This window comes from Pelomonas margarita (assembly GCF_043555875.1).
Lineage (GTDB): Bacteria > Pseudomonadota > Gammaproteobacteria > Burkholderiales > Burkholderiaceae_C > Pelomonas > Pelomonas margarita.
Map to the genome: position 1 here is coordinate 251,644 of NZ_JBIGHW010000001.1, position 25,534 is coordinate 277,177.

Here is a 25,534-nt window from a genome sequence, read left to right on the forward strand (position 1 = left end):
TTCGCCTGGGGCCAACCCAGGTGTTCCACGTCTCCTCTGACCTCGTTCGATCAAACGCACTCACGCGGGCATCGGACTCCGAACACGGATCGGTCGGCGGCGATGAAGCCGTCGCTTTGACTGACTGTTCCCACGCGCCGCACCCGGGCTGAAGTAGTTGCCCGAGCCGCACGACGCGAGCTATCTGATCTCCCAGCGACTTTTGTGATTCCGAAGGGCTTGTCGATGCCCCTCGGCGCTGCGCGTTTGCCTGCGCGGCGAGATTTGATTGAAAGAACGAAGATGAGTTTCGAGACCCTGGGCCTGAGCCCCGCCGTGCTGCAAGCCGTCAAGGATTCCGGCTACGAGAACGCCACCGACGTGCAGGCGCAAGCCATCCCCGCCGCCATCGCGAACAAGGACCTGATGGTCTCGTCGCGCACCGGCTCGGGCAAGACCGCCGCCTTCATCCTGCCGGCGCTGGAAAAGATCCTCGCCGCCCGCGGCGACAACACCAAGCGCCGTGAAAAGGGCGTCATCTACGGCCCCAAGGTGCTGGTGCTGGCCCCGACCCGCGAACTGGCCATGCAGGTCAGCAAGGCCGCCCAGACCTACGGCCGTCACATCCCCGGCCTGAAGGTCGCGACGGTGCTGGGCGGCATGCCCTACCCGCTGCAGATCCGCCAGCTGACCGGCCCGCTGGACATCCTGATCGCCACCCCCGGCCGCCTGCTGGACCACCTGGCCAGCGGCAAGTGCGTGCTGAGCAACGTCGAGATGCTGGTGCTGGACGAGGCCGACCGCATGTTGGACATGGGCTTCATCGACGACATCAACGTCGTGACCAGCCACACGCCGGAAACCAAGCAGACCGTGATGTTCAGCGCCACCTTCGCCGGCCACGTCGGCCGCCTGGCGCAGCAGCTGCTGAAGGACCCGCAGCGCATCGAGGTGGCCAGCCACACCGACACGCACGAGAACATCGAGCAGCGCCTGCACTGGGCCGACAACCCCCATCACAAGGACCAGCTGCTGGAGTCCATCCTGGCTGCGCCTGAGCTGGACCAGGCCGTCGTCTTCACCAGCACGCAGCGCGATGCTGACTGGCTGGCCGAGCGCCTGGCCGAGATCGGCCACGCGGTCGCCCCGTTGCACGGCGCCATGCCCCAGGGCAAGCGCAACCGCGTGCTGATGGGCCTGCGCCGCGGTGACCTGAAGGTGCTGGTGGCCACCGACGTGGCCGCCCGCGGCATCGACGTGCCGACGATCAGCCACGTCATCAACTACGGCCTGCCGATGAAGGCCGAGGACTACGTGCACCGCATCGGCCGCACGGGCCGTGCCGGCCGTTCGGGCCTGGCGATCACGCTGGGTCTGCGCGAGGACGTGTCCATGATCCGCCGCATCCAGCAGTTCACGACGCAGTCCATCCCTGTCGCGCAGATCGCGGGCCTGGAACCCAAGTCGCAAGAGCCGCGCATCTTCCCGCCGCGCCCGGCGGGCCAGGGTTTCGACCGTGGCGGTGACCGCTTCGGCGGCCGCCCGGGTTTCGGCAACAAGAGCTTCCGCCGCGATGATGGTGGCCGCCCGCACCACGGCGGCGGCAAGCCCTTCGGTCATGGTGGCGACCGCAGCTTCGCGCCGCGCGGCGATGACCGTGGTGGTTTCCAGGGCCGTGACGAGCGGGGCTTCCAGCCGCGTGAGGACCGTGGTTTCGCCCCGCGCGGCGAAGGCCAGGGCTTTCAGCCGCGTGGCGACAACCGTGGCTTCCAGCCGCGTGAAGACCGGGGCTTCCAGAACCGTGATGGCTTCCAGCCGCGCGGCGAGTTCCAGCCCCGTGACGACCGTGGCTTCCAGCCGCGTGGCGATCGCCCCTTCAACGCTGGTGGCAAGCCCGCGTTCGGCGGCAAGCCCAGCTTCGGTGGCGGCGGTGACCGCCCGTCCTTCGGCGGCGAGCGCCGCGGCCCGGCCGGCCCGCGCAAGGGTGGCTTCGGCCGCTGATTCACGATGAGTCGCGTGCAGTTGCACGCGATGACTCCCGTCGATCTCGACGCCGTACTGGCGCTGCAACAGCGCTGCTACGGCGTCGACTTTTTGGAGCATCGTGATGCTTTCGCCGCCAAGCTGGCCGTGACCGAGGGGCTGGACTGCTGCTGGATGGCCCGTCGTGAGGACGGCGAGCCGCTGGCCTATGCGGTCAGCTTGCCGGTCTGCGAGGCCACGCTGCCGGCGCTGGACGCGCCGCGCTGCGAGCGGCCGGCGCACCCGACGCTGCTGTACGTGCATGACATGGCCGTGGCGCCTGAGGCGCGCTCGCTGGGGCTGGCCTCAGGCCTGCTGGCGCAGTTGAAGGAGCGGGCGCTGGCGCTGCACCTGCCGCAGATGAGCCTGGTGGCCGTACAGGGCTCGGTGCCGTACTGGCAGCGCCAGGGCTTTGCCGAGCCGGCCGCGCTGGCGCCGGCGTTGCGGGCCAAGCTGGCCAGCTTTGGCGCCGACGCGCGCTTTCTGCTTCAGTCCTTGAGGTAGGGCTTGAGCCAGCGCATCTGCGGCTTGTCCTTGCCGCCTTCGGGCTCCAGCGACAGAAAGTAGTCGCCCCAGGTCGGGCCACCGGCCCACCACAGCCAGCCGGTCCAGACGTCCGCGTTGGCCTGCAGATGATTCAGCGCACCCGTCACGGCCTGCTCGCAGACGGCGTTGGCGCCACCGCCCAGTTCGCCCAGCAGCGCGCGGCGCTTATTGGCCTTCAGCCATTGCGTGAAGCGCTGCAGACGCTCGACGCCGATGGTGGGGCTGACGCATTCGGTGTGTGTGCCCGAGCCGTCCTTGTCGAGGTATTGATGCACCTCGAACACCATGTTGTCGAGCGGGTCCTTCACGCGGCCCATGACGTCGGCGTTGGGCGTGCCGTACCACTTGCTTTCAAACCAGCTCCAGGCGCCCGTGTAGCCGTTGCCCGGTAGCGTGATGAGGTTCTTCGCGCCGGTTTGGCGGATGGCGTCGATGGCGGCTTGTGCGGCCTGGCCCCAAGTCTCGGTTGGCATGTTGCGCGGCTCGTTGACGAGGCCGAACTGCACGCGGGCGTTGTCCTTGAACTGCAGCGCCAGCCGGCGCCAGAAGTCGGCGAAGGCCGCGTGGGGCACCTCGGGGCTGCCGACGTGGATGTCCTTGTAGGCCGCGTAGTTGTGCGGGTCCAGCAGCACGTGCAGGCCGCGTGCCGTCGTGCCGTCCACAAAGGCGCGCAGCCGGGCCAGCTCGGTCGCGTCCAGCTCGCCCGTCAGCACGGGCTGCAGCCGCTCCCAGCGGAACGCGATGCGCATGAGGTTCATGCCCTGGGCCTGGTAGTAGGCCGTGCTGGCGACGCTGGGGTAGACGTAGTCCTTACCGTAGGTGCCGGGGAAGGGCAGCTTCTCGCCCCATTCGGCGCTGGACAGGCTGATGCCGCGCCATTCGAGCGGGGCCGCGTGGGTGGCTGCTGCGGCGGCAAGCAGCGTGGTGGCGAGCAGGCGTTTCATGCGGTGGCCTTGGGCGGAGGTTGAATGCCAAGGGCGGCCAGCACGTCCTGGCAGGCGCCCATCGTGTGGTAGTCGGTCTTGCCGGCGGGGCTTTTCTCGTCGGTGAGCTTGGCGTTGTCGGGGCCGAGGATGCGGTACCAAGCGCCGTGCTCATGGTCGACGAAGTGCTGCCAGGCATAGGCCCAGAGGCGGTCGTACCACTGCCAGTAGCTAGCGTCGCCCGTGCGCACGGCCAGCCAGGCGGCGGCCGCCAGGCTCTCGGCCTGCACCCAGAAGTACTTGTCGCCGTCGCAGACCTTCATGTCGGTCGCCGGGCCGCTCCCAAGACCGGCATGGCCCCCTGGGGGGGGCGACTGCGTACCCGCAGGCGGGGGGCTCCATGACTCGTCCGGCGCGAAGCCGTAGACGAGGCCGCCGTGCTTGGCGTCCCAGCCGCGCTGCATGGCCGCGTCGAAGAAGTGGCGGGCCGTGGGCACCAGCCACTCTGGCGCGGCTTCGCTCAGGCGGCGCTCTAGCATCAGCAAGAGCTTGGCCCACTCGGTGAGGTGGCCGGTCTGGAAGCCCCAGGGGCGGAAGATGTTGGTCTTGTCGTCGCGGTTGTAGTCCCAGTCGGGCGTCCAGTCGGTGCGGTAGTGCTCCCAGACCAGGCCGCCGGCGAGCGACGCCTGGCGCTGTGCGATGGACGTGGCCAGCGTCAGTGCACGATCCAGGTAGCGTGCCTCGCCGGTGGCGGCGTGCGCGGCCAGCATGGCCTCGCAGGCATGCATGTTGGCGTTCTGGCCGCGGTAGGGGCCGATCTGCCAATCGGGCGTGGCCTCGTCGGCGTAGAGGCTGTGGGCGGGCTCCCAGAAGCGGCGCTCCATCAGCTCGAAGGCCGCGGCGATGCCTTCGCGCGCGCCAGGCACGCCGGCCTCGGCCGCATGGGCGTTGGCCAGCAGCACGAAGGCCAGGCCGTAGCAGTGGTTGGTGCCGTCGGTGACGGTGGCGCGGCCTTCGTGCCAGTCCAGCACCCAGGCGTATCCCCCTTGTGGTTGCGCGTGCGCCGCGTTGACGAAGGCCAGCGCATGCGCCACGTCGCTCGTGGGGCCGCCGAACCAGCGCCAGGCCAGCGCATGGTTGAAGACAAAGCGCGTGCTGCTGACGAGGTGGCGGGTGCGGCGGTCATAGACCGTGCCGTCGTCCTTGAAAAATTGAAAGCAGCCGCCGCTCGGGTCCATCACGCGCGGTGCGTAGAAGGCCAGCGTGTGGCGCATGTGGGCCCACAGCGCGTCGGGGCGGCGCAGGTCGGGAACAGCCGTCATTTCAATACCTCGGTCTGCAGGAAACGGGTCAGCTCGTCTGCCATCTGCGTGTGGACGTCGATGCGTGGGTGGGCGTAGGCGAAGGCCTGGAAGGTGTAGGTCCAAACGCGGGCATCGCCCTCGCCGCGCAGAGTCGCCATGGCCTGGGCCAGCGCGCGGGTGATGGCGGGTTCGTCCTTCCAGGCCGTCATGCCGCCGGCCAGCAGCACCAGGCGGGCGTGCGGATAGCGTGCACGCAGGCTGCGCACGAAGGCCAGGTAGCGCGGCGCGAAGTCGGAGGCGATTCGCTGCCCCTTGGTGCCGGGGAAGCCATGGTCGTTCTGGCCGAGGTTGACGAGCACGACGTCGGGCGCACGCGGGTCGGGCGGGGCGATGGGCGCGTCCAGCCGCGGTGCGAAGCGGTCCCACACCTGGGGCATCAGCAGCTCGTTGAAGGTGGCCGTGATGCCGATGCCGCTGACGGCGATGCCGACGTAGTCGGCCCCCAGCCGCGCGGCGGTCAGCGCGCCGTAGGCCCGCGTGCCGTCGTGGGGGTAGAGGTCGTCGTACTGGTCGTCGCCCACGTCGCCGTTGCAGGCGCCGGCGGTGATGGAGTCGCCGTAGAACTCGAACTTCAATGGCCGTGCCGGCGGCGGGGCCAGCAGCGTGCCGCCGGGCGCCAGGTGCAGGCCGTGGAAGACGAGCTCGGACATCGGCGCTTCGGTGCGCTTCACCAGGCGCAGCGTGTGCTCGCCGTCGCCGAGCGGCTCGCGCAGCCGCCAGGTCGTGCGGGTCTGGCCCGGCACGGCCAGCGGCAGCGTGCGACCGTCGATCTCGACGGTGAGATGCGTCGTGCCCCAGTGCGTGGATGAGAACACCAGGCTCAGTTCGCGGCCGGTGAAGCGCGTGCGCAGCTCGCTGCCGCTCCAGACCAGCAGCCTGGCATCCGGCGTGGCCGCCGGGGCGATGCGGCCGGCCCAGCGCAGCCGCGCGTCGCTGGCCGGGATGAGGCCGGGCCAGCCGGTGGGCGTGGTTTGCTCGAAGGCGCTGGTGCGCAGCGCGGGCGGCAGCAGGCCGGCGGTCATGACGGCCGCCAAGCTGGCTGGGCGGCCGCTCCCGGCCCAGGTGTCGCGCTTCACGCGCACATGCAGCAGGTGGGCCGTAGGTTCCAGGCCTTGCCCGACGACGCGGTAATGCCAGCCCAGGTAGCCCTGGCGTTCGGGCACATGACCTTGCAGCGTGACCCAGGGCCCGTCATCCACGCGGGCTTCCAGGTTGCGATCGAGTTCGCTCTCGGCGTGGAAGACGGCGACCTCGCTGCCCCAGACGAGAAAGCGGGCCTCGGCGTCGTCCTGTGTCGTGACCCAGCCGGGCTGCTGGTCGGGCCACTCGGGATGCACCGCGCCGCCGCGCGTGAAGCCGCGGCTCTCGTAGGGCTTGAGCGTGTTGCCCATGTGCAGGCGCGTGAACTCGTGGGCGCGGCCGTGCAGCGCGGCCGGCAGCGGCCGGGTTGCCTCGGCGGCGGGGCTGCGCAGTGTCTCGGTCAGGGCCTGGGCGATGCGCTGGTGGCCGGTGGCGTTGGGGTGCACGGGCTCGTCGTACAGCGCGGCCCAGCGGTCGGTGCCGGCGTCGACGCGGGCCTGCATCCAACGGCCGAAGTCCAGCGCCGGCAGGCCGTAATGGGCGGCGAGCTTCAGCTGCAGGTCCGTGGCCTCGCGCGGCTGGTTACCTTGTTGCGTGAGGCCCAGCACGACGACGGCGGGGGGCTGCTTCGCGGTCAGCAGTCGGCGCAACAGGGCCTCGTAGCTGCTGCCGCGCACGGCTGGGTCCAGCCACTGGTCATTGACGCCGAACTCGACGATGACGAGGTCGGGTTGCGCGTCCAGCACCTGCGCCTGCAGCCGGTGCACGGCGGCGGCCGAGTCGGTGCCGCTGACGCCGGCATTCACCAGCCGCACCCGCGGCCCCAGCGAGCGCGCTAGCAGCGCCGCCCAGCCGTTCTCACGCGGCGGTTGGGCCGCGTAGCCGGTGGTGATGGACCCGCCGATGACGGCCAGCGTGACGGGCTCGCCCGCGTCCACGCGCTTCATGACGGCCTGCAACGCCGTGTTCGCCGGTGCCACGGCCGGCAGCATCAATGACAAGGCCAAACCCCATCCTTTCAACCAGTTCATCTTTTCAACCCTTGGTGGCGCCGGCCTGCAGCCCGGCCACGAATTGCCGCTGGAACAGCAGGAACAGCACGATGGCCGGCAGCGACGCCAGCAGCGACCCGGCCATCAGCACGGCGGCCGACTGCGGGTTGAAGCTCAGGTCGCCGGCCATCTTGCTCAGTTGCAGCGGCAGCGTCAGTGTGGCCGCGTCGTTCACGACGAGCAGTGGCCACAGGAAGTTGTTCCACTCGCCCACCGCGACGGGAATGGCGATGGCGACCAGCGCCGGCCGCAGCATGGGCAGCACGACGCTCCACCAGATGCGCAGCGTGCCGGCACCGTCCAGTGTGGCGGCGCTCACCAACTCATCGGGCACGGCCAGCAGGGCCTGGCGGAAGTAGAAGACGACGAAGGCCTTGGCCAGCCCCGGCACCAGCAGCGCCGCGTAGCTGTTGATCCAGCCCAGCTGCGCCACCGTGACGAAGTTGGGCACGATCGTGACTTCCCACGGCAGCATCATGGCCAGCAGCAGCGCGCGGAACAGCCAGCGGCTGCCGGGGAAGGGCCGCTTGGTCAGCACGAAGGCCACCAGCGACGCGGCCAGCAGGCTCACCACGGTGACGAAGACGGTGACGAGCAGGCTGTTGGCAAAAAAGCGCAGGAAGCCATGCCCCTCCACGCTGACCTGCAAGATGCCGGCCAGGCGCTCCGGATCGGCCGTGGTGCCTGCCCACTCGGGGTTGTGGAAGTTGCGTGTGGTGGGGGCGTCGGGCCACAGCGTGGGCGGCTGGCGCAGCAACTCGATCACCGACTTGAACGCGCCGATGGCCATCCAGTAGTAGGGCAGCAGCATGGCCGGCACCAGCAGCCACAGTGGAGCCTTGAGCAGCGCGGCCCACCTCATCGCCGGCCCTCGCGGCCGATGAGGCGCAGGTTCAGCCAAGTCAGGCTGAACAGCAACGTCGTCAGCACCCAAGCCGCGGCCGAGGCCAGGCCGAGATCGAGGTGACGAAAGCCGCGGTCGAACAGGTAGGTGACCAGCATCAGCGCCGAGTCCAGCGGGCCGCCCACCGTGTCCACCGCGCCGTACAGCAGGTAGGGCTCGTAGAAGACCTGGAAGCTGGCGATCATGCCGGTCAGGCTCACGTAGACCAGCGTGGGCCGCAGGTTGGGCAGGGTGATGTGCAGCAGTTGCTGCATGCGCGAGGCACCGTCCAGCCTTGCGGCCTGGTAGAGCTCCTCGGGGATGGCGCGCAGGCCGGCCACGAAGATGACGAGGTTGTAGCCCAGCACCGACCAAACGCCCACCATCACCAGCAGCGGCATCGTCCACGCCGGGTCGCCGAGGAAGCGGGCGGGCTCCAGCCCCAGCGCCGCGCGCAGGCTGTTGAACAGGCCATAGGCCTCGGAGTTGGCCAGCCATTTCCAGGCCGAGATGGCGCCGACGCCGCCCGCCACGGCCGGCAGGAAGAAGGCCACGCGCACCCCTTGGTGCAGCCGCGAGTGGCTGCCGAAGTTCAGCGCCAGCACCAGGCCTAGGCTGACGGCGATGGCTGACACCGAGGCCATGTAGGTGACGGTGTTGCCCAGTGCCATCCAGAAGCGCTCGTCAGCGAAGAGTTCGGCGTAGTTGCGCAGGCCGACGAAGACGGGCGGTTCGGTCGCGTGGTAGTCCGTCAGGCTCAGCCATGCGGAGCGCAGCACGGGCCAGAGGCCAAACAGGCCGAACAGCGCGAAGAAGGGCGCTACAAGCAGCATGTCGCGGCCGTGGCGTTGCCAGACCCTGTTCATCGCTGCGCCTCCAGCGCTCGATTCATGACGGCGGCGGCCTGGCGCAGCTCGGCCTGCGGGTCGCCGCCGGCCAGCACGACACGCTGCACGGCGCGTGTGAGGAGGTAGTCCTGGCGCATCCAGGTCGGGCAGGGCGGCGGGCCCTCGGCGTCGGCGAGCTGGGTCAGCAGCGCGTCGCGGTACGGCAGCGGCAGATGGGCAATCTGGTCCTGCCGGCCCGAGGGCAGCCACATGCCGCCATGTGCCAGCGCCGCCTCAGCCATGCGGCGCGTGACGTCGGGTTGGTAGACCGTGCGCATGAAGTCCAGCGCCAGCGCGCGCTGCGGCGAGAAGCGCGTGATGGCCAGCACCGTGCCGCCCAGCACCGCCGTGCGCCGGCCCGTTGGCCCGGCGGGCAGTGCAGCGGCCGCCCATTTGCCGGCCAGGCCCTTATGGACCATGTCCATGCGCGACAGCAGCCAGGTGCCGGACTGCATCAGCCCGTAGCGGCCACTGGCCAGCCCGCCGTCGGCGTCAGGCCAGCCGTCGGTGGGCGCGTTCAGCTCGCGGTACAGGCGGGCGTAATAGGTCAGGGCGCTCACGGCCGCGGGGCTGTCGATGACGGCGCGCGTGCAGCCGGCGTCGTAGACCGTGCCGCCAGCCTGGCGCAGGTAGGGATAGAAGCCCAGCCAACTGGTGTTGCCCCATTGCTGCGCGACCCCATGGCCCCGGGCGTGCAGCGCCTGGGCCGTGGCAAGGAAGCCGGCCCAGTCGGCCGGCGCTGCGTGTACCAGGTCGCTGCGGTAGTACTGCAGCTGCACGTGCATGTCGAAGGGCGCGCCGAACAGGCGGCCGTCGGCGCGGTGCAGCGCGCGCAGGGCGCCGGGGTTGGCGTGCCGGGTGAGTTGGCTGGCCAGGTCGGGTGCGGCCTCGGCCAGGTCGACCAGCGCGCCCTTGGCGCCTAGCGCGATGGCGTAGGAGGTGCTTCCGGTGATGAGGTCCGGCCCGCGCTGGCTGGCCAGTGCGGCGGAGTACTTGGTCATCGCGTCGGCCCAGGGCACGTCGCGCACCTCGACCGTCACGCCGGGGTGGCGAGCGCGGTAGGCCTGGACGGCGGGGCGCATGACCTGTGGCGTCTTGTCGTCGCCCACCATCCAGATGACGAGGCGTGCGGCTTCTGCCCGCGGGGCTGTGATGGCGAGCAGGAATGCGAGCGCCGTCTGGGCGAGCAGGGCCTTCATGGCAGCGGCGGGTGCGTGGGCGGCAAGCTCACGTTGTTTCATCATTGTTTACTAAACTTATTTCATTATGGTCGTAAGTTGCGCGCTGTCGAGCGGTGTGTTGTCCATAAAACATCGGTGGTATCCCCGAGTGCGATCACAAATGTAGAGAAACAGAATGCGCAACAAAACAATGTTTAGCTTTGCTTGTGGCAAGGCAGGAGACGAGTCGAAGCCCCCGGGCGCGCGTCTCCTGTTGTGTGCCCCGGCGCCTTGACGACTGCTCCTGACGTGACTTCCCAACGACTGATTGACCTGCATGACGGCTGGTGGCTGGCCGAGGCGCCTGCCGGCGTGGACGGCGCGGCGCTGGCCGCGCTGCCTGCCGACGTCTGGCTGCCCGCCGCCGTGCCCGGCACGGCGCATGGCGCGCTGCTGGCCGCCGGTCGAATCCCTGATCCTTTTTACGGCCGCAACGAGCTGGACGTGCGCTGGGTGGCCGAGCGCCGCTGGGTGTGGAAGCTGGCCTTCGACGGTGGAGAGCTGGCTGCGCGCGAGGAGCTGGTGTTCGAGGGTCTGGACACCTACTGCACCGTCTGGCTGAACGGCGAGCAGCTGCTGCAGACCGACAACATGTTCGTGCCGCAGCGTGTCGACGTGCGCGAGCGCCTGCGGCCCGGGCGAAACGAGTTGCTGTTGTGCTTCGATCCTGCGCTTGCCGAGGCGCGCAAGGTGGAGGCGGTGCATGGCAAGCGCGCGCTGTGGAACGGCGACAGTGCACGGTTGCATGCGCGCAAGGCGCAGTACCACTTCGGCTGGGACTGGGGCCCTGAGCTTGTCACCTGCGGCCCGTGGCGCGCGGTGCGGCGTGACAGCGCTTCCGGCCGCATTGCCGAGCTGCAATGCCGGGCCAACGTGGCGGTGGTGCAGCGGGCAGCCACGCTGAACGTCAGTGCCGTGCTGGCGGGGGCCGGCACGCGCTGCGTATTCGAGCTGCTGGACCCCGAGGGCCGCAGCGTGGCGCTGTGCTCGGTGCCGGCAGCCGGCCCTGCGCTGGCCACGCTGGCGGTGCCCGACGCGCAGCTGTGGTGGCCGCGCGGCCTGGGCAGTCAGCCGCTGTACACGCTGGTGGCGACGCTGCAGGACGACGGCGGCCAGGTGCTGGCCCAGGAACGCCGCCGCATCGGGCTGCGCTGCTTGCGCCTGGTGCAGGACGAGGTGGCCGGCGAGGCGGGGCGCAGCTTCCACTTCGAGGTCAACGGCCGGGACTTCTTTGCCGGTGGCGCGAACTGGATTCCCGACGACAGCCTGCTGGAGCGCATCACGCCGGCCCGCTACCGCGAGCGCGTGGCGCAGGCCGCCGCCGCGAACATGGCCATGCTGCGCATCTGGGGCGGCGGCGTCTACGAGCATGAGGCCTTCTACGAGGCCTGCGACGAGCTGGGCATCCTGGTGTGGCAGGACTTCATGTTCGCCTGCGGGCTGTATCCGGCCAACGAGGCCTTCCAGGCCAGCGTGCGCGCGGAGGCCCAGGCCCAGGTGAAGCGGCTGCGCCACCATGCCTGCCTGGCGCTCTGGTGCGGCAACAACGAGGACTACATGCTGGCCGAGTCGCAGGGACTGGCCGGCCCGGGTATTCCGGCCGAGCGCTTCGAGGCGCGGGCGATCTACGAGCGCTTGCTGCCCGAGGTCTGCGCCGCGCTGGACCCGGACCGCCCCTACTGGCCGGGCAGCCCGTTCACGCCGGGCGACGGCGTCTCGTCCTCCGACGCGACGGTGGGCGACCGCCATAGCTGGGAGGTCTGGCACCAGCAGATGCTGCCCTACCAGCGCTACGGCGATGTGCAGGCCCGCTTCGTCAGCGAGTTCGGCATGCAGTCGATGCCGTCGCTGGCGTTGTTCGAGTCTGTGCTGCCCGAGGAGGAGCGCTTCCCCGAGAGCCGCACAGTGCAGTGGCACAACAAGGCAGGCTCGGCTGCGGGGCCGGACGGCCATCGCCGGCTGGCCGTCTACCAGGCCGACAACCTGCGCGTGGGCCCCACGCTGGCCGAGCATGTGTACGCGACGCAGTTCGTGCAGGCCGAGGCCATGCGCGTGGCGTACCAGGATTTTCGCCGCCGTTGGCAGCGCCCGGGCGCGCGCGCCGTGGGCGGGGCGCTGGTGTGGCAGCTCAACGACTGCTGGCCGGTGACGAGCTGGGCGCTGATTGACTCTGCCGGCACGCCCAAGCCAGCCTGGCACGCGGTGCGGCGGGCGTTGGCGCCGCTGGCCGTCGCCGTGCGGCTGGAGGCGGGGCAGGCGCGGCTGGCCGTGATGAACGGCAGCCGGGCCGATGCGTCGGTCGACCTGCAACTGCGCGTGTTCGCGATGGATGGTCGCCCGCTGGCCAGCGCGGCGCTGCCGCAAAGGGTGGCTGCGGGCTGCAGCGGGGAGGTCGTGCAGGCGCTGCCCCTGTTTGACGAGCCGGTTGTTGCCGAGCTGCGCGCGCTGGCGGCCGATGGCAGCGAGCAGGCGCGTGATTGCGCGTGGACCGAGCCGTTCAAGTTCTACAGCCTGGGTGGCGCGCGCCTGGACATCGCCCTCGATGGCGGCCAGTTGCTGCTCACCGCAGACAGGCCCGTGAAAGGCTTGTGGCTGTCTGGCAACGGGCTGGTGCTGGCGGACAACTTCATCGATCTCGTGCCGGGCGCGGCGCGCGCCATTGCATGCGAGATAGCGCAATCATTTGATCTGCAGGCCGTCGCCGTTGACCACGCCGTGCGCCGAATGACCTCATGGCAATTAGAGGAGGTCAATTTCAGGAGGAATGGGTAAATCCCCTGTGGTTGATTGTCCCGATGTGGTCGGGCAATGGAATTGTTAACGTTATCAAAACAGGTTGAGGCCTTGGGCCGCCAACCACGGCATCAGGCTCATGAGGGCCGATGTTTCCCACCAAAGAGGAGCCAACCAGGATGAGACATTTCAGACAGACAACCTTGTCATTGGCGGCAGCCCAGGCCTTGATGGTCCTGGCGATGCCGGCAATGGCTCAGCAGGCGCCCGCAGCGGCGGCGTCTGCGCCGGGCAAGTCGCAGCAGTTGGAGACCGTCGTCGTCTCCGGCCAGCGTGCGGCGCTGCAGTCGGCGCAGAAGCTCAAGCAGGACTCCGACGAGATCGTCGATTCAATCGTTGCGGACGATATCGGCAAGCTGCCGGACCGCTCCGTCTCCGAGGTGCTACAGCGCATCGTCGGCGTCACGATGGACCGCGTGATGGCGCGTGGCGACCCGGGCCGCTTCTCGGTCGAGGGTTCGGGCGTGCTGATCCGCGGCCTGACCTATGTCTCGTCGCAGCTCAACGGTCGCGAGAGCTTCGCTGCCAACGGCGGCCGCGGCCTGAGCTTCGAGGATGTGCCGCCCGAGCTGATGGCCGGCGTGGACGTCTACAAGAACCCCTCGGCCGAGCAGATCGAAGGCGCCATCGGCGGCCTGGTGAATCTGCGCACCGCGCTGCCCTTCGACTACAACGGCTTCAAGGCTGGCCTGGGCGTGTCGGTCACCAAGAACCAGTTGGCGGACAACACCAAGCCGACCATCTCCGGCCTGCTGTCCAACACCTGGAACACCGACTACGGCAAGTTCGGCCTGCTGGCGCATGTGGCCAACTCCAAGAGCGCCACGCGCACCGACGGCATGTCGGTGGACCCGTACTTCCTGGCCGTCGAGCGCGACACCAGCCGGTCTGACGCTGACAACAACGCCTACTACAAGCCGCTGGCGGGAAACCACTGGTTCCCCAAGGCGATCGGTTGGCGCTCGCTGGCCTTTGACCGCAAGCGCCAGGGCACCTATGTGGCCGGCCAGTGGAAGAAGGACGACCTGCAGGCCGCGATCACGCACTTCCGCTCCAAGTACAACTTCTACTGGGACGAGAGCTCCATCGACAGCCAGGCCGACCCGTACACGTCCATCGTGGGGGCCGACGCCAAGTGGGGCAGTAACGGCGCGCTGCTGAGCGGCACCATCACTGACCCGGGTCACAACGGCATCCCCTTCAACGCGAATACGCGCTTCTCCAAGCGCAATTCGCTGACGAAGGAGACGACGTTCAATGTCGTGTGGACGCCCACACCTGCGCTGCGCATCTCCAACGACTTCCAGTTCATCCACTCCACCACGGCGGCCATCGATTCCACCGTTGCCACCGGCATCAACATGCCCAAGGAGACCGTGGACCTGAGCGGCGGCATGCCGCGGCTGGTTCTGGATGCGACCGACCGTGCCTATCTGGCCGATCCGTCCAAGTACTACTGGGGCTTCACGATGGAGCACCTGGACAAGAGCCGCGCCACGCAGAAGGCCTGGAAGGGCGACATCAAGTACAACTTCGACCACCCGGTGCTGCACGACCTGCGCGTGGGCCTGCGCCTGACGGATCGCGACGTCAACAACCAGGTCAGCAACCCCAGCTACAACTGGAAGGCCGTCACGCAGACCTGGCAGTCCGCCGAGTTCGATGCGGGCGCGCGCGACAAGACTTGGGACTGGCACCCCATCCGCTCGTTGGCCTACCTGTCGCGCTTCGGTGGTGAAACTCAGGTCAAGTCGTTCAACAACTTCATGAACGGCAAGAACCAGGTGGCGTCGCTGGTGCTGCCCAAGATGGCCGTCGCGGCCAACTACCCTGACTCGTACAAGACCCTGCACAGCTACTACACGACGCTGTGCGAGGAGTACAAGGCGCAACTGGGCACCAACCGCAACTGCGCCGCATCCTGGCAGCCCATCCCGTTCGACGAGAGTTCGCCCAACAGCAACAAGCAGCACGAGACCACCAAGACGGCCTACGCGCAGCTGCGCTTCGGCTTCGACGAGTGGAACGTGCCGGTGGACGGCAACGTGGGTCTGCGCGTGGTCAACACCGACTACAACACGACGGGCTCCCAGTCGCTGAGCTACACGGCCACGACCATCGGGACCGGGACGCTGCAAGGCCTGCCGGTGCCGACGTTCACCAACTACCTGCGCCCGATCGAGGTCGACAACAAGTACACCGACGTGCTGCCCAGCCTGAACCTGCGCTGGAAGCTCAAGGACAACATGCAGCTGCGCTTCGCCTTCGCCAAGGCGCTGGCGCGGGCGGACTTCAGCGACCTGCAGCCCAACCTGCAGTTGCTGGCCGGTTCTGCCAACCTGCGCACCGTCGTCACGCCGGCCGTGGGCAACACGCCGGAGAAGCGCGACATCTTTATCGACGACTACCGCAACCGCGGCTCTGCGCTTGGCAACCCGATGCTCAAGCCGGTCAAGTCCGACCAGTTCGACCTGTCGGCCGAGTGGTACATCAACAAGACCAGCTCGATCACGGTGGCGGCCTTCAACAAGCAGCTCAAGGACGTCATCGTCAACCAGGTGGATCTGGTGCAGGCGGCCGACACCACGGGCAAGGTGTGGGACTTCGTCTACTCCACCAAGGTCAACGGCGCCAAGGGCTGGGCGCGCGGCCTGGAAATGGCCGTGCAGCACTACTTCGAGGGGCTGCCCGGCCTGTTGCAGGGGCTGGGCGTGCAGGCCAACTTCACCTATGTGGACAGCCGCCAGAGCCGCTACAACTCGGTGGGCGCCGCATGGTGCAGCAGCACGGCGGACGGGACCAACCTGAACCTGTTCGTCAACGGCTGCGACACCAACGGCCAGTCCTACGGTGCGCTGCCGCTGCCCAACCTGTCTCGCAAGGCCTACAACCTGGCGTTGCTGTATGACCATGGCCCGATCTCGGCGCGCGTGGCCTATGCCTGGCGCGGCAAGTACCTGAACGGCGTGGCCTTCCCGGACAACACCGGTCCCAACCAGACCAATGGTCTGAATGCCAACCCGAGCAGTCCGCAGTACGGCCGCAACAACATGCCGCTGGGCTTGCCGATCTGGACGGCTGACTACGGTCAGCTGGACATGGGCGTGCAGTACCGGTTCACGAACAATCTGACGTTCGCGTTCGAGGGCCAGAACCTGACCGACTCGGTCTACAAGCAGCTGATGCAGCAGCACATCGGCATGATGGGCCGCACCTGGTTTGCATCGGGCCCGCGCTACACGCTGTCGGCGCGCCTGACGTACTGAGGCATCGGTACGCGCCCCCAAGGCGCTGCGTAGCTCGGGTTTGCCCCGGTCTGCGCCAGGCCCGGCACTGCGGTGTCGGGCCTTTTTCTTGTGTAGTGTTCACGCGCGGAAGAACCGCAGACAAGAGAACGTTCATGGAGACAAACAAACCGGGGGACACGCCGACCGCGCTGCGCCGCGTCGTCATCGTGGGCGGCGGCACGGCCGGCTGGATGACGGCCGCGCCGCTGGCGCAGCTGATGGGTTCGGTCGATCACGCGGCCGGCTGCGAGATCGTGCTCATCGAGTCGCCCGACATCGGCACCGTGGGCGTGGGCGAGGCCACGCTGCCCACCATCCGCTTCTACAACCGCACGCTGGGCCTGGACAACGCCGAGTTCATCCGCAAGACCCAGGCGACCTTCAAGCTTGGCATCGAATTCAAGGACTGGGGCCACGTCGGCAACCGCTTCTTCCATGGCTTCGGCGAGTTCGGCCCGGCCATACAGAACCGCTCGTCCATCCTGCACTGGCTGCGCCTGCACGGCCTGGGCAGCATGGATAGCCATGAGCACTGGTCCACCGCCACGGTGATGGCCATGCGCAACCGCTTCATGCCGCCCGAGGGCGACGTCGCCTCGGCCGCCAACGCCTACACCTACGCCTTTCACTTCGACGCCGGCCTGTACGCCGCCTACCTGCGCGACTACGCGGTGGCGCGCGGCGTGCAGCGCGAGGAGGGCACCATCGTCGACGTGTCCGTGCGCCCGGGCGACGGTTTCGTCACTGCCGTCACGCTGGCCGACGGCCGGCGCATCGAGGGTGACCTGTTCATCGACTGCTCGGGCTTCCGCGCGCTGCTCATCGAAGGCGTCTGCCAGGCCGGCTACGACGACTGGACGCACTGGCTGCCCTGCGACAGCGCCCAGGCCGTGCCCTGCGCCCGCGTCGAGCCGCTGACGCCCTACACGACGTCCACCGCCCGCAGCGCCGGCTGGCAGTGGCGCATCCCGCTGCAGCACCGCACCGGCAACGGTCACGTCTACTGCAGTGGCTACACCAGCGACGAGGACGCTGGCCGCGTGCTGATGAGCCACCTCGACGGCGCTGCGCTGGGCGAGCCGCGCCAGCTGCGATTCAAGACCGGCATGCGCCGCAAGGCCTGGGACCGCAATGTCGTCGCCATCGGCCTGGCCTCGGGTTTCTTGGAGCCGTTGGAGTCCACCAGCATCCAGCTCATCATGGACGGCGTGGGCCGCCTCATCGAGCTATGGCCCGACCGCCGCTGCGACCACCACCTCGCCGACGAATACAACCGCCGCATGGCCCAGCAGTACACGTCCATCCGTGACTTCATCGTGCTGCACTACAAACTCACTCGCCGCGACGACAGCGCGTTCTGGCGCTACTGCGCGGCCATGCCCATCCCCGACACGCTGCACCACCAGATCGAGCTGTTCCGCCGCAGCGGCCGTGTCGCCATCCTCGACCCCGACAGCTTTGCCGAGCCCTCCTGGGTGTCGCTGTTTCTCGGCCTGGGGCTCTGGCCCGAGCGCCACGACCCACTGCTGGCGCAGATCGACGAGCGCGCGCTGCGCCAGCACTTCCAGCGCCTGCGCCAGGCCATCGCCCAAACGGTGGATGCCATGCCCGACCACGGCGCCTTCATTGCGCGCCATGCGCAGGCCGCCCCGCTGGAGACGCCGCTGTGAACCCCGACACCTCTGCCATCCGCCGCATCGTCATCGTCGGTGGCGGCTCCGCCGGCTGGATGTGTGCCGCGCCGCTCGCCCAGGTGTTCGGCTCGACGCCCGGCGGCCCGGCCAACCCGGTGGGCTGCGAGATCGTGCTGATCGAGTCCGCCGACATCGGCACCGTCGGCGTCGGCGAGGCCACGCTGCCCAGCATCCGCGCCTACAACGACGCGCTGGGCCTGGACAACGCCGACTTCATGCGCCGCACGCAGGCCAGCTTCAAGCTCGGCATCGAGTTCAAGGACTGGGGCTACGTCGGCAACCGCTTCTTCCACGGCTTCGGCGGCTTCGGCCCAGCCATCGTCAACCGCTCGTCCGTGGCGCACTGGCTGCGGCTGGCGCGCGAGGGCGGCATGGCCAGCCACGAGGAGTGGTCCGTCGCCACCATGATGGCTCGCCACAACCGCTTCGCGCCCCCCGAGGCCGGCCCGCCGTCCGCCGCCAACGCGTTCTCCTACGCCTTCCACTTCGACGCCGGCCTGTACGCCGCCTACCTGCGCGACTACGCGGTGGCGCGCGGCGTGCAGCGCGAGGAGGGCACCATCGTCGACGTGTCCGTGCGCCCCGGCGACGGCTTCGTCACCGCCGTCACGCTGGCCGACGGCCGGCGCATCGCGGGCGACCTGTTCATCGACTGCTCGGGCTTCCGCGCGCTGCTGATCGAAGGCGTGTGCCGCGCCGGCTATCACGACTGGACGCATTGGCTGCCTTGCGACAGCGCCCAGGCCGTGCCGTGCGAGAAAGTGCAGCCGCTCACGCCGTACACCACCTCCACCGCCCATTCAGCCGGCTGGCAGTGGCGCATCCCGCTGCAACACCGCACCGGCAACGGCCATGTCTACAGCAGCGCCCACATCAGCGACGAGGACGCGAGCCGCGTGCTGATGAGCCACCTCGACGGCGCGCCCCAGGGCGAGCCGCGCCAACTGCGCTTCAAGACCGGCCTGCGCCGCAAGGTCTGGGACCGCAACGTCGTCGCCGTGGGCCTGTCCTCGGGCTTCCTGGAGCCGCTGGAGTCCACCAGCCTGTCGCTGGTCATCCACGGCATCAGCGCGCTGGTGGAGCTGTTCCCCGACCGCCGCTGCGAGCCCCACCTGGTGGACGAGTACAACCGCCGCATGACGCGGCAGTACGAGTCCATCCGCGACTTCATCATCCTGCACTACAAGCTCACCCACCGGGATGACAGCGCGTTCTGGCGCTACTGCCGTGGCATGTCCATCCCGGACACGCTGGCCCACCAGATCGACACCTTCCGCCGCAACGGCCGCGTCGTCATCCTGGACCGCGACAGCTTCGGCGAAGACTCCTGGTACTCGCTGTTTTTGGGACTGGGCCTGCAGCCCGAGGGGCTGGACCCGCTGCTGCGGCAGGTGGACGCGGCGCCGCTGCGGGCGCATTTCCAGCGGCTGCATGCGGCCATCGCGAAGACCGTTGAAGGCATGCCGGACCATGCGGCGTACCTCGCGCGCATGGTGGCGACTCGGGGCGCTTGAAGGTCTGCCTTGTCGCTGCGAGGCTTACCGGCTGATGTTGGCCTTTCGTGCCGAGGTCTTTCGATACGTACGGGGCTGGCTGGGGTGCTTCCTCGGCATCAGCCAGTACTACCGCCCGGTGCCCGAGCTGGATGAATGGCTGCGACGGCGCACCCGCATGTGCTACTGGAAACAGTGGCGCTGGGCACGCACGAAGATACGCCACCTGCTGGCCTTGGGCGTGAGCCTGAAGTCGGCCATCCAGCCCGGGGTCCGCAGCCACGGTTACTGGCACATGGCACGCACTCCGGTGACGCAGCAGGCGATGTCCAACGCGTGGTTGAAGGCGCAAGGCCTGGTCAGCATCACAGAGCTGTGGTGCAAGGCACAGGGCTACACGACATAACGGATTCGTCAAGCGTGCCGACTTGTTGAACCGCCCACTGCGGACCCGCACGGTGGGTGGTGTGGGGCTGGGGGCTTGACAGCTAGATACCCCTGGCTACCCGATTAGGGCGCTCGGCTCAGCAGGACTTTGTTCAGCTCGTGGCCTATTTCAACTATCAGCCGTGAACATCGATCGCTCTCTTTTGATAAGAAGTCTTTGGCATCGACTTGATCGAATTCTTCACGGTTATACGTAAATGCCGAGAACATGACCATGTAGCGGTCAGGTCGCGTGCCAGTCCAGTCTTCATTCATGAAAGGGAACACTATGCTCCTGTGCTTCGAATGATTGGCGAGCGCCGAGAGATGCCGAAACAATCCGCTGCTCGTCAACTGAGTCAGCTGGAGTCCGATGGTAACGGCATCGGCGACGGTGGCCAGGAGCCTAGTGACCGACCCAGCTGTGATGCTCCGCTCTTCCATGGCATCTGTCGTGAGGTTAATTCCAAGTGAGTAGTAAACGGCGTGCGCCAAAATATCCGGAAGCGTGTGAATGCTCTGAATGCAGGCGATGAAGTGGGCTCCAACTTTCCGAATAAAAATGTCAAATTCGATCGAGTAATCGTCGTCTTTGGCGTGGATGGCTTCGAGTAGTGAAGAGTTAAGAAGATGCTCCCTGACGTACCGATCGATCAATTGCACAGCGTCCTGGTAATGAACCCAAGCGTAAATTTGCCGATCGTCGATTGACCGTAGGCTGTCTCTCGCCAGAGTCAATTGATCTCGCCCGTATACGCGTGCGATCTGATCGCGCGTCTCGTTGAGGTTCCACGGTTTCATTTGCACCCTAGCGCCCAGGTTAACCGGCGCCGGAGCGCGAAGTGCGCAGTGCACCAACATGGGACATAAAATCGCGAAGCGATTGCCCATGTTGGCGTCCGCGTTGAACCGACAGTTGGAAATTTATGCCTCCTCAAAGTAGTCCGAGTCAATTTTCTTGATCACGTAGGTTGCTTGCGTTGACACGCCGACGTCGAAGTCGATCATGAGCGCCGCAAGCTTCCCGCCATCGATCAGCACCACCTTGGTTTCGATGAGCGAAACGTATTCGATTGCATCAGCGGTGAACCGAGATGTTGCGATGAACACGCCTTTCTTGGCACGCTGACCAGAAAGTGCGCCTACGAATTTTTGTATTTCAGGCCGACCGACCGTACCTTGCCAGCGCTTTGCTTGAATGTAGATTGTGTCAAGGCCAAGACGATCCTCTTTGATGATCCCGTCGATTCCACCATCTCCGCTTTGACCAACGCGTTCGCCCGCATCTTTACGCGAGCCACCGTAGCCCATTTTGACGAGCAACTCAACGACAAGGTGTTCAAAGAAGGCTGGTGAACACACAAGGATTTTCTGCAGAAGCTCTTCCGCCAGTTCGCTGCGAATTCGTTGGTGCGCTTGCTCAAGGTTTTCCTCGGGAGTTTGTAGTTCCTCTTCCGTAGATGTCGGAGACTGCACCATTTGAGGTGACTTTGATGATTCGCGAAATTCTTTGAATTCTTGGTATTGGTCTAGGAATTTGTTGTCGATGGTTGTGGGAGAATTTGCAAGCACAGAAAGGCCGCGCTCTGTTATTTTGAGTGAGCCTCTGCGTGGAGAATCGATTAGGCCGGCCTTCTTTAAATAGAAGCGCGCCCATGCAACTCTGTTGGTGAATACCGCTTGCTGGCCACTCGGAAGGAGCTCTGTTTGCTCTTCTTGAGAGAGGTTGAAATCTACGGCCAAACGCTCGACTGTCTGACGCATCGTGTGCTCTCCGCCATCTTGCGCAGACTTCAGCAATGGCAGCATGAGGGTTTGGTAATCCGGGATAGGCATCGGTGGTTCTTTGAATTTCTAACCGGTTGTCGACAGTCTGCGTAATGTAGGTGCGTGCGGCGTAATGCGTGCCCTTCTGGCATCCGCAAGTGCTTGATCCGCCGGAGACATGGGCTTCCTACTGCTGGCGAACACCGTTCGTCGCTGTCCGCGTAACGAGTCAGCTGATGCAGACCAAAGCAGTCGCTTGCGGTCCGCCGCTTCTGGCGGATGACTGCCACTCAGCTCACGCGCAATCCCACCCCAGCCGCACCACCCCGCAGTGCCGGCACACGAACTTGTAAAACGCGTTGTCGCCGGCCGGCTCATAGTCGCGCGTGGCGGCGTCCCATTGCTTGGCGGTCTTGCCGTAACGCTGCATCCAGTCGGCCTTCACAGCGTCGCTGGCGTCCTCCACGTCGTCTTCCGACGCGTCGCCATGGAACTCGCAGGCGTCGTTGCAGTGCGCGAGCCACTCCTCCTGCTGCCAGCAGGAATAGCCCGGCGTGCGCTGGCTCACCTCGTCGATGACGTCGGCCGCCACGCCGGCCTGTTGCAGGGGTGCGGGGTCGGAGAAGCTGGCGCCCAGCTTCGCTGCGGCCGAGCCGTCGGCGATGCACCAGGGGCACAGCTTCTCGTCCAGGTCGGTCGTCGCGTAGACAGGCTGCACGTAGACGAAGCCGCGCGGCTCGCCACAGCAGGCGCAGGTGATGGGGCGGGGCTCGATAGCGCCGGTGGCCAGGGGGTCGGGGTGGTAGCGGAAGGTGGGCAGGTCCATGCCGCCACGCTAACAGACCCGGCCCACCGCTCGGGTACGCTTGCACAGGGCCGTGTAGTTCGGCGGGCCCGCGATGCAGCGGCCGGCGGCGCGTGAGGCGCATTCGCGTTGTGCCACCGGTCCATGTCTTTCTGGAGCACCGTGCCCATGTCGTCTCGCCGTCACTCGTTGCTGGGTCTGCTGGCCGTGCTGAGCCATCCCCAGGCCCGTGCCCACGCCGCGCAGCCGCGTGCGGCATCGGGATCGGCATTGCTGGTCGTGGACGCGCAGGTGGGGTTGCTGTCCAGCGTTTGGCAGGCCGAGCGGGTGGCCGCCCATCTTCGAGAGCTGGTCGCCAGGGCCCGCGCGGCTGGTGCGCCGGTCTTGTGGGTGCAGCATGCCGATGCGGAGCTGCCTTACGGGTCGGACCGCTGGCAGCTGGCGCCGGGCTTCGTGCCGGCGCCGGCCGAGACGGTGGTGCACAAGCAGTACAACTCGGCCTTCGCCCGCACCGATCTGGACGCGCGGCTCAAGGCGCTCGGCGTGTCGCGCCTCGTGCTGGCAGGCGTGGCCAGCAACTGGTGCATCCGCGCCACTGCCTACGCAGCGGTGGACCGCGGCTATCACCTGACGCTGGTGGGCGACGCGCATTCGACCGAGGCTATCCCCGTGCCGGGCGGCAAGGACGTGCCGGCCGAGGCCATCATCACGGACCTGAACACCGTCTTTGAATGGCTCAGCGTGCCGGACGTGCGCACCGAGGTGCGCACGTCGGCGACCGTGGCCTTCTGAGGCGCGCGCTTAGCGCCCCGCGCGCTCGCGCAGGAAGTCGGCATATGCCAGCGCGCTGCGCTTGAGCGTGCGCTGCTGCGTCTCGAAGTCCACATGCACGAGGCCGAAGCGGCGTTCGTAGCCGAAGGCCCATTCGAAGTTGTCCATCAGCGACCAGACGAAATAGCCGCGCACGTCCACGCCGTTGGCCATCGCCCGCGAGCAGGCCGCGAAGTGGCGCTTCAGGTAGGACTGGCGCTGCAGGTCGTCTACCTGGCCAGAGGCGTCCACGCCGTCGTGGCTGGACATGCCGTTCTCAGTCACGTACAGCGGCGGCAGGTTGGGGTAGTCACGCTTGAAGGCCTCGAACAGGTCCTGCATGCCTTGCGGGTAGACCTCCCAGTCCATCGTCGTGCGCTCCACGCCCTCGTGGCGCACCCAGGCTATGGTGTCCGCGCCTTTGGAGCGCAGTACGGCGCGGCTGTAGAAGTTGATGCCGAGGTAGTCGATGGGGCGGCCAATGACGTCCATGTCGCCGTCCAGTACCAGTGGCTCGCAGCCCTTCCACAGCCGCCAAAGGTCGGCGGGGTACTCGCCCTTGAGCAGTGGATCCAGCACCCAGCGGTTCTGGTAGGTCTCGAACAGCGAGGCAGCGTCGCGGTCCTCGGCCGTGTCGCTGTCGGCATAGCCCGGCGCGCAGTTGGCGACAATGCCGTGCAGCGCCTGCGGCGCGTTGGCGCGCAGTGCCGGCAGCGCCAGGCCGTGGCCTAACAGCAGGTGGTGCATGGCCTGTGCGGCCCAGCGGTTGCTCTTCAGGCCCGGCGCATGGTGGCCGTCGCCGTAGCCGAGGTAGGCCGAGCACCAGGGTTCGTTGTGCGTGGTCCACGCCGCCACGTCGCCATGGCCGGCGAGCTTACGGCTCATCAGGTCGGCGTAGTCGGCGAAGCGGTAGGCGGTCTCGCGATTGAGCCAGCCACCCTTGTCTTCGAGGTGTTGCGGCAGGTCCCAGTGGTACAGCGTGACGAAGGCCTTGATGCCGCGCTCGCCCAGACCGTCCAGCAGGCGCTTGTAGAAGGCTATGCCTTTCGCGTTGGGCTGGCCGGCGGCGTCCATCACGCGCGGCCAGGCGATGGAGAAGCGATAGGCGTCGACGCCCAGGCGCTGCAGGATGTCCAGGTCTTCGTCGAGGCGGTGGTAATGGTCGCAGGCGATGTCGCCGTTCTCGCCGCGCAGTACCTTGCCAGGCGTCGCGCAGAAGCGGTCCCAGATGGACTCGAGCCGGCCGTCCGTGTGGGTGGCGCCTTCGATCTGGTACGAGGACGTGCCGCAGCCGAACACGAAGTCGCGGCTGCGCATGGGCGAGTCGGCCGGCGGGGCGATGAGGTCGGCGAGCGAGGCGGGGTGGGTCTGGGCCATGTCGAGGGGGTGGGCAGGGTCAAGGGGAGGGCGGCAGCGCCTGCAGGGCGTCGCGCCACGGGGTCAGGGCTTGCGGCTGGGCCGGCAGGGGCCCGCGCACGCCACAGATGAAGGCGGCATAGCGGTTGGCCAGCGACAGCGTCGCGGCCAGATCGCGCCGCAGCGCCAGGCCGGCCAGCAGCAGGGCCGTGAAGGCATCGCCCGCGCCGACGGTGTCCACCAGCGCAGGCTGGGGCTCACCCGGGCCGTGCGCCAGCACCGTGCCGCCGGGGCCGTAGAAGCGCCAGCCGTCGGCGCCCAGCGTCAGCACCAGGCGCTGCAGCGCGAAGCGGTCCATCAGCGCTGCGACCTGGCGGGCTTCCTGGTCTGCTGTCGGGCTGTTGGGCAGGTCGAACCACGCGGCCAGCCGGGCGAGTTCGTCGTCGTTGACCTTGAGCCAGTCGGCCAGCATCAGCGACTCGGCGGCGAACAGCGCGTCGTCGGTGCCAGGGCGCAGGTTGAGGTCCAGCAAGCGCAGGCCGGTGAAGGGCTTGACCAACGCGCGCAGCGTGGCGCGCGAGGCCGGGTGGCGCTGCGCGAGGCTGCCGAAGTACAGCACTTCAGCCGGCGCGCCAACCAGCGCGGCGCGGGCGGCGGGCAGATCCAAGTGGTCCCAGGCGGCGTCGGCGTGGATCTCGAAGCGGTGACCACCACTGGGGTGCTCGTGCACACTGACGCGGCCGGTGTCGCGCACGGCATCGCGCTGCAGGCCGCCGAGGCCCAGGCCGTAGTTAGCGGCACTGTCCAGCACCCGCCGGCCGTTGTCATCGGTGGCGCCGATGCGGCTGATGAACAGTGTGTCGGCGCCCAGTGCCGCCAGTGAGCGCGCCACATTGAAGGGCGCACCACCGGCCACCGGGCCGTCATGGAATTCGTCCACCAGGGCTTCACCCAGGACGGCAAGGGAGCGGGAAGGCATGCGCTGAAGGTGCGGGAATGAAATTGCTGCCGCAACAATAATTGTTTAGTGAACAATCGGCAACGGGGTGATCCCGCGCGGCCGAGTTGCTGGGGCGCGTTGGCGAGGAACACCCGGGTTACAGGCGGCTCCCTGGAGGCGCGGTGCCACAATCACGCCGGTATCGAG

General features: G+C 67.6%; 19 protein-coding genes. 8 read left to right on the top strand and 11 right to left on the bottom strand.

Annotated elements, in window-relative coordinates; genetic code table 11:
• Positions 1 to 282: 282 nt before the first annotated feature.
• Positions 283 to 1,980, top strand: a complete 1,698-nt coding sequence (locus tag ACG0Z3_RS01160; protein ID WP_394394612.1) for a DEAD/DEAH box helicase — start codon at positions 283 to 285, stop codon at positions 1,978 to 1,980.
• 30 nt (positions 1,981 to 2,010) lie between these two features.
• Positions 2,011 to 2,505 (top strand): GNAT family N-acetyltransferase, encoded by a 495-nt coding sequence (locus tag ACG0Z3_RS01165; protein WP_394394613.1) that lies wholly within the window; start codon positions 2,011 to 2,013, stop codon positions 2,503 to 2,505.
• On the opposite strand, the gene ACG0Z3_RS01170 is transcribed toward ACG0Z3_RS01165, so the two are convergent.
• From ACG0Z3_RS01170 to ACG0Z3_RS01195, 6 genes are read right to left on the bottom strand one after another with little or no spacing between them, the layout of a single operon-like run.
• Positions 2,490 to 3,491: a glycoside hydrolase family 5 protein gene (locus ACG0Z3_RS01170; protein WP_394394614.1), complete on the bottom strand. Its 1,002-nt coding sequence runs from the start codon at positions 3,489 to 3,491 to the stop codon at positions 2,490 to 2,492. The genes ACG0Z3_RS01165 and ACG0Z3_RS01170 overlap by 16 nt on opposite strands.
• On the bottom strand, positions 3,488 to 4,792 hold the full coding sequence (locus tag ACG0Z3_RS01175) for an AGE family epimerase/isomerase (RefSeq protein WP_394394615.1): 1,305 nt from the start codon (positions 4,790 to 4,792) through the stop codon (positions 3,488 to 3,490). The genes ACG0Z3_RS01170 and ACG0Z3_RS01175 overlap by 4 nt, the downstream gene beginning before the upstream one ends.
• Complete coding sequence (locus ACG0Z3_RS01180) at positions 4,789 to 6,906, bottom strand: GDSL-type esterase/lipase family protein (protein WP_394395361.1); 2,118 nt, start codon at positions 6,904 to 6,906, stop codon at positions 4,789 to 4,791. Before ACG0Z3_RS01180 ends, ACG0Z3_RS01175 begins: the two co-directional genes overlap by 4 nt.
• Before the next feature lie 43 nt (positions 6,907 to 6,949).
• Entirely contained in the window at positions 6,950 to 7,828 is an 879-nt protein-coding gene (locus ACG0Z3_RS01185; protein ID WP_394394616.1) for a carbohydrate ABC transporter permease, read from the bottom strand.
• Positions 7,825 to 8,715 (bottom strand): carbohydrate ABC transporter permease, encoded by an 891-nt coding sequence (locus ACG0Z3_RS01190; protein ID WP_394394617.1) that lies wholly within the window; start codon positions 8,713 to 8,715, stop codon positions 7,825 to 7,827. The genes ACG0Z3_RS01185 and ACG0Z3_RS01190 overlap by 4 nt, the downstream gene beginning before the upstream one ends.
• On the bottom strand, positions 8,712 to 9,935 hold the full coding sequence (locus tag ACG0Z3_RS01195) for an extracellular solute-binding protein (protein WP_394394618.1): 1,224 nt from the start codon (positions 9,933 to 9,935) through the stop codon (positions 8,712 to 8,714). The genes ACG0Z3_RS01190 and ACG0Z3_RS01195 overlap by 4 nt, the downstream gene beginning before the upstream one ends.
• Positions 9,936 to 10,205: 270 nt before the next feature.
• Between ACG0Z3_RS01195 and ACG0Z3_RS01200 the strand changes: the two genes are divergently transcribed.
• The 5 genes from ACG0Z3_RS01200 to ACG0Z3_RS01220 all read left to right on the top strand — a co-directional run bounded on the left by ACG0Z3_RS01200 (position 10,206) and on the right by ACG0Z3_RS01220 (position 19,629).
• The gene (locus ACG0Z3_RS01200; protein ID WP_394394619.1) at positions 10,206 to 12,728 is read left to right on the top strand and encodes a glycoside hydrolase family 2 protein; all 2,523 of its coding nucleotides are present in this window, start codon (positions 10,206 to 10,208) and stop codon (positions 12,726 to 12,728) included.
• Positions 12,729 to 12,931: 203 nt separating this feature from the next.
• Positions 12,932 to 16,015, top strand: a complete 3,084-nt coding sequence (locus ACG0Z3_RS01205) for a TonB-dependent receptor (RefSeq protein WP_394394621.1) — start codon at positions 12,932 to 12,934, stop codon at positions 16,013 to 16,015.
• A 134-nt stretch (positions 16,016 to 16,149) separates the two neighbouring features.
• Positions 16,150 to 17,706, top strand: a complete 1,557-nt coding sequence (locus ACG0Z3_RS01210; protein ID WP_394394622.1) for a tryptophan halogenase family protein — start codon at positions 16,150 to 16,152, stop codon at positions 17,704 to 17,706.
• The gene (locus ACG0Z3_RS01215; protein WP_394394623.1) at positions 17,703 to 19,244 is read left to right on the top strand and encodes a tryptophan halogenase family protein; all 1,542 of its coding nucleotides are present in this window, start codon (positions 17,703 to 17,705) and stop codon (positions 19,242 to 19,244) included. The genes ACG0Z3_RS01210 and ACG0Z3_RS01215 overlap by 4 nt, the downstream gene beginning before the upstream one ends.
• Positions 19,245 to 19,278: 34 nt before the next feature.
• Positions 19,279 to 19,629, top strand: coding sequence for a group II intron maturase-specific domain-containing protein (locus ACG0Z3_RS01220; protein WP_394394625.1), 351 nt, complete (start codon positions 19,279 to 19,281; stop codon positions 19,627 to 19,629).
• 104 nt (positions 19,630 to 19,733) lie between these two features.
• On the opposite strand, the gene ACG0Z3_RS01225 is transcribed toward ACG0Z3_RS01220, so the two are convergent.
• From ACG0Z3_RS01225 to ACG0Z3_RS01235, 3 genes are all read right to left on the bottom strand, one after another.
• The gene (locus ACG0Z3_RS01225; RefSeq protein ID WP_394394626.1) at positions 19,734 to 20,540 is read right to left on the bottom strand and encodes a hypothetical protein; all 807 of its coding nucleotides are present in this window, start codon (positions 20,538 to 20,540) and stop codon (positions 19,734 to 19,736) included.
• A gap of 33 nt (positions 20,541 to 20,573) precedes the next feature.
• Positions 20,574 to 21,458 (bottom strand): restriction endonuclease, encoded by an 885-nt coding sequence (locus tag ACG0Z3_RS01230; protein WP_394394627.1) that lies wholly within the window; start codon positions 21,456 to 21,458, stop codon positions 20,574 to 20,576.
• Positions 21,459 to 21,711: 253 nt separating this feature from the next.
• Positions 21,712 to 22,242, bottom strand: coding sequence for a CbrC family protein (locus tag ACG0Z3_RS01235; protein ID WP_394394628.1), 531 nt, complete (start codon positions 22,240 to 22,242; stop codon positions 21,712 to 21,714).
• 147 nt (positions 22,243 to 22,389) lie between these two features.
• On the opposite strand from ACG0Z3_RS01235, the gene ACG0Z3_RS01240 reads away from it, so the two are divergent.
• The gene (locus ACG0Z3_RS01240) at positions 22,390 to 23,013 is read left to right on the top strand and encodes an isochorismatase family protein (RefSeq protein WP_394394630.1); all 624 of its coding nucleotides are present in this window, start codon (positions 22,390 to 22,392) and stop codon (positions 23,011 to 23,013) included.
• 9 nt (positions 23,014 to 23,022) lie between these two features.
• Here ACG0Z3_RS01240 and ACG0Z3_RS01245 read toward each other — a convergent pair whose 3' ends face one another.
• Positions 23,023 to 24,408: a GH1 family beta-glucosidase gene (locus ACG0Z3_RS01245; RefSeq protein WP_394394631.1), complete on the bottom strand. Its 1,386-nt coding sequence runs from the start codon at positions 24,406 to 24,408 to the stop codon at positions 23,023 to 23,025.
• Between the two features lie 19 nt (positions 24,409 to 24,427).
• Positions 24,428 to 25,366 carry a PfkB family carbohydrate kinase gene (locus ACG0Z3_RS01250; protein WP_394394633.1) on the bottom strand — a complete coding sequence of 313 codons (939 nt, stop codon included), beginning with the start codon at positions 25,364 to 25,366 and terminating at the stop codon, positions 24,428 to 24,430.
• Between the last annotated feature and the right edge of the window lie 168 nt (positions 25,367 to 25,534).

Excerpts from the sequence above, each read along its gene's own strand:
- ACG0Z3_RS01250 (WP_394394633.1), bottom strand. The coding sequence starts at position 25,366 with ATGCCTTCCCGCTCCCTTGCCGTCCTGGGTGAAGCCCTGGTGGACGAA.
- ACG0Z3_RS01170 (WP_394394614.1), bottom strand. The coding sequence starts at position 3,491 with ATGAAACGCCTGCTCGCCACCACGCTGCTTGCCGCCGCAGCAGCCACC.
- ACG0Z3_RS01210 (WP_394394622.1), top strand. The coding sequence starts at position 16,150 with ATGGAGACAAACAAACCGGGGGACACGCCGACCGCGCTGCGCCGCGTC.
- ACG0Z3_RS01225 (WP_394394626.1), bottom strand. The coding sequence starts at position 20,540 with ATGGGCAATCGCTTCGCGATTTTATGTCCCATGTTGGTGCACTGCGCA.
- ACG0Z3_RS01230 (WP_394394627.1), bottom strand. The coding sequence starts at position 21,458 with ATGCTGCCATTGCTGAAGTCTGCGCAAGATGGCGGAGAGCACACGATG.
- ACG0Z3_RS01165 (WP_394394613.1), top strand. The coding sequence starts at position 2,011 with ATGACTCCCGTCGATCTCGACGCCGTACTGGCGCTGCAACAGCGCTGC.
- ACG0Z3_RS01160 (WP_394394612.1), top strand. The coding sequence starts at position 283 with ATGAGTTTCGAGACCCTGGGCCTGAGCCCCGCCGTGCTGCAAGCCGTC.
- ACG0Z3_RS01245 (WP_394394631.1), bottom strand. The coding sequence starts at position 24,408 with ATGGCCCAGACCCACCCCGCCTCGCTCGCCGACCTCATCGCCCCGCCG.
- ACG0Z3_RS01195 (WP_394394618.1), bottom strand. The coding sequence starts at position 9,935 with ATGAAGGCCCTGCTCGCCCAGACGGCGCTCGCATTCCTGCTCGCCATC.
- ACG0Z3_RS01185 (WP_394394616.1), bottom strand. The coding sequence starts at position 7,828 with ATGAGGTGGGCCGCGCTGCTCAAGGCTCCACTGTGGCTGCTGGTGCCG.
- ACG0Z3_RS01175 (WP_394394615.1), bottom strand. The coding sequence starts at position 4,792 with ATGACGGCTGTTCCCGACCTGCGCCGCCCCGACGCGCTGTGGGCCCAC.
- ACG0Z3_RS01180 (WP_394395361.1), bottom strand. The coding sequence starts at position 6,906 with ATGCTGCCGGCCGTGGCACCGGCGAACACGGCGTTGCAGGCCGTCATG.
- ACG0Z3_RS01190 (WP_394394617.1), bottom strand. The coding sequence starts at position 8,715 with ATGAACAGGGTCTGGCAACGCCACGGCCGCGACATGCTGCTTGTAGCG.
- ACG0Z3_RS01235 (WP_394394628.1), bottom strand. The coding sequence starts at position 22,242 with ATGGACCTGCCCACCTTCCGCTACCACCCCGACCCCCTGGCCACCGGC.
- ACG0Z3_RS01240 (WP_394394630.1), top strand. The coding sequence starts at position 22,390 with ATGTCGTCTCGCCGTCACTCGTTGCTGGGTCTGCTGGCCGTGCTGAGC.
- ACG0Z3_RS01205 (WP_394394621.1), top strand. The coding sequence starts at position 12,932 with ATGCCGGCAATGGCTCAGCAGGCGCCCGCAGCGGCGGCGTCTGCGCCG.
- ACG0Z3_RS01220 (WP_394394625.1), top strand. The coding sequence starts at position 19,279 with ATGTTGGCCTTTCGTGCCGAGGTCTTTCGATACGTACGGGGCTGGCTG.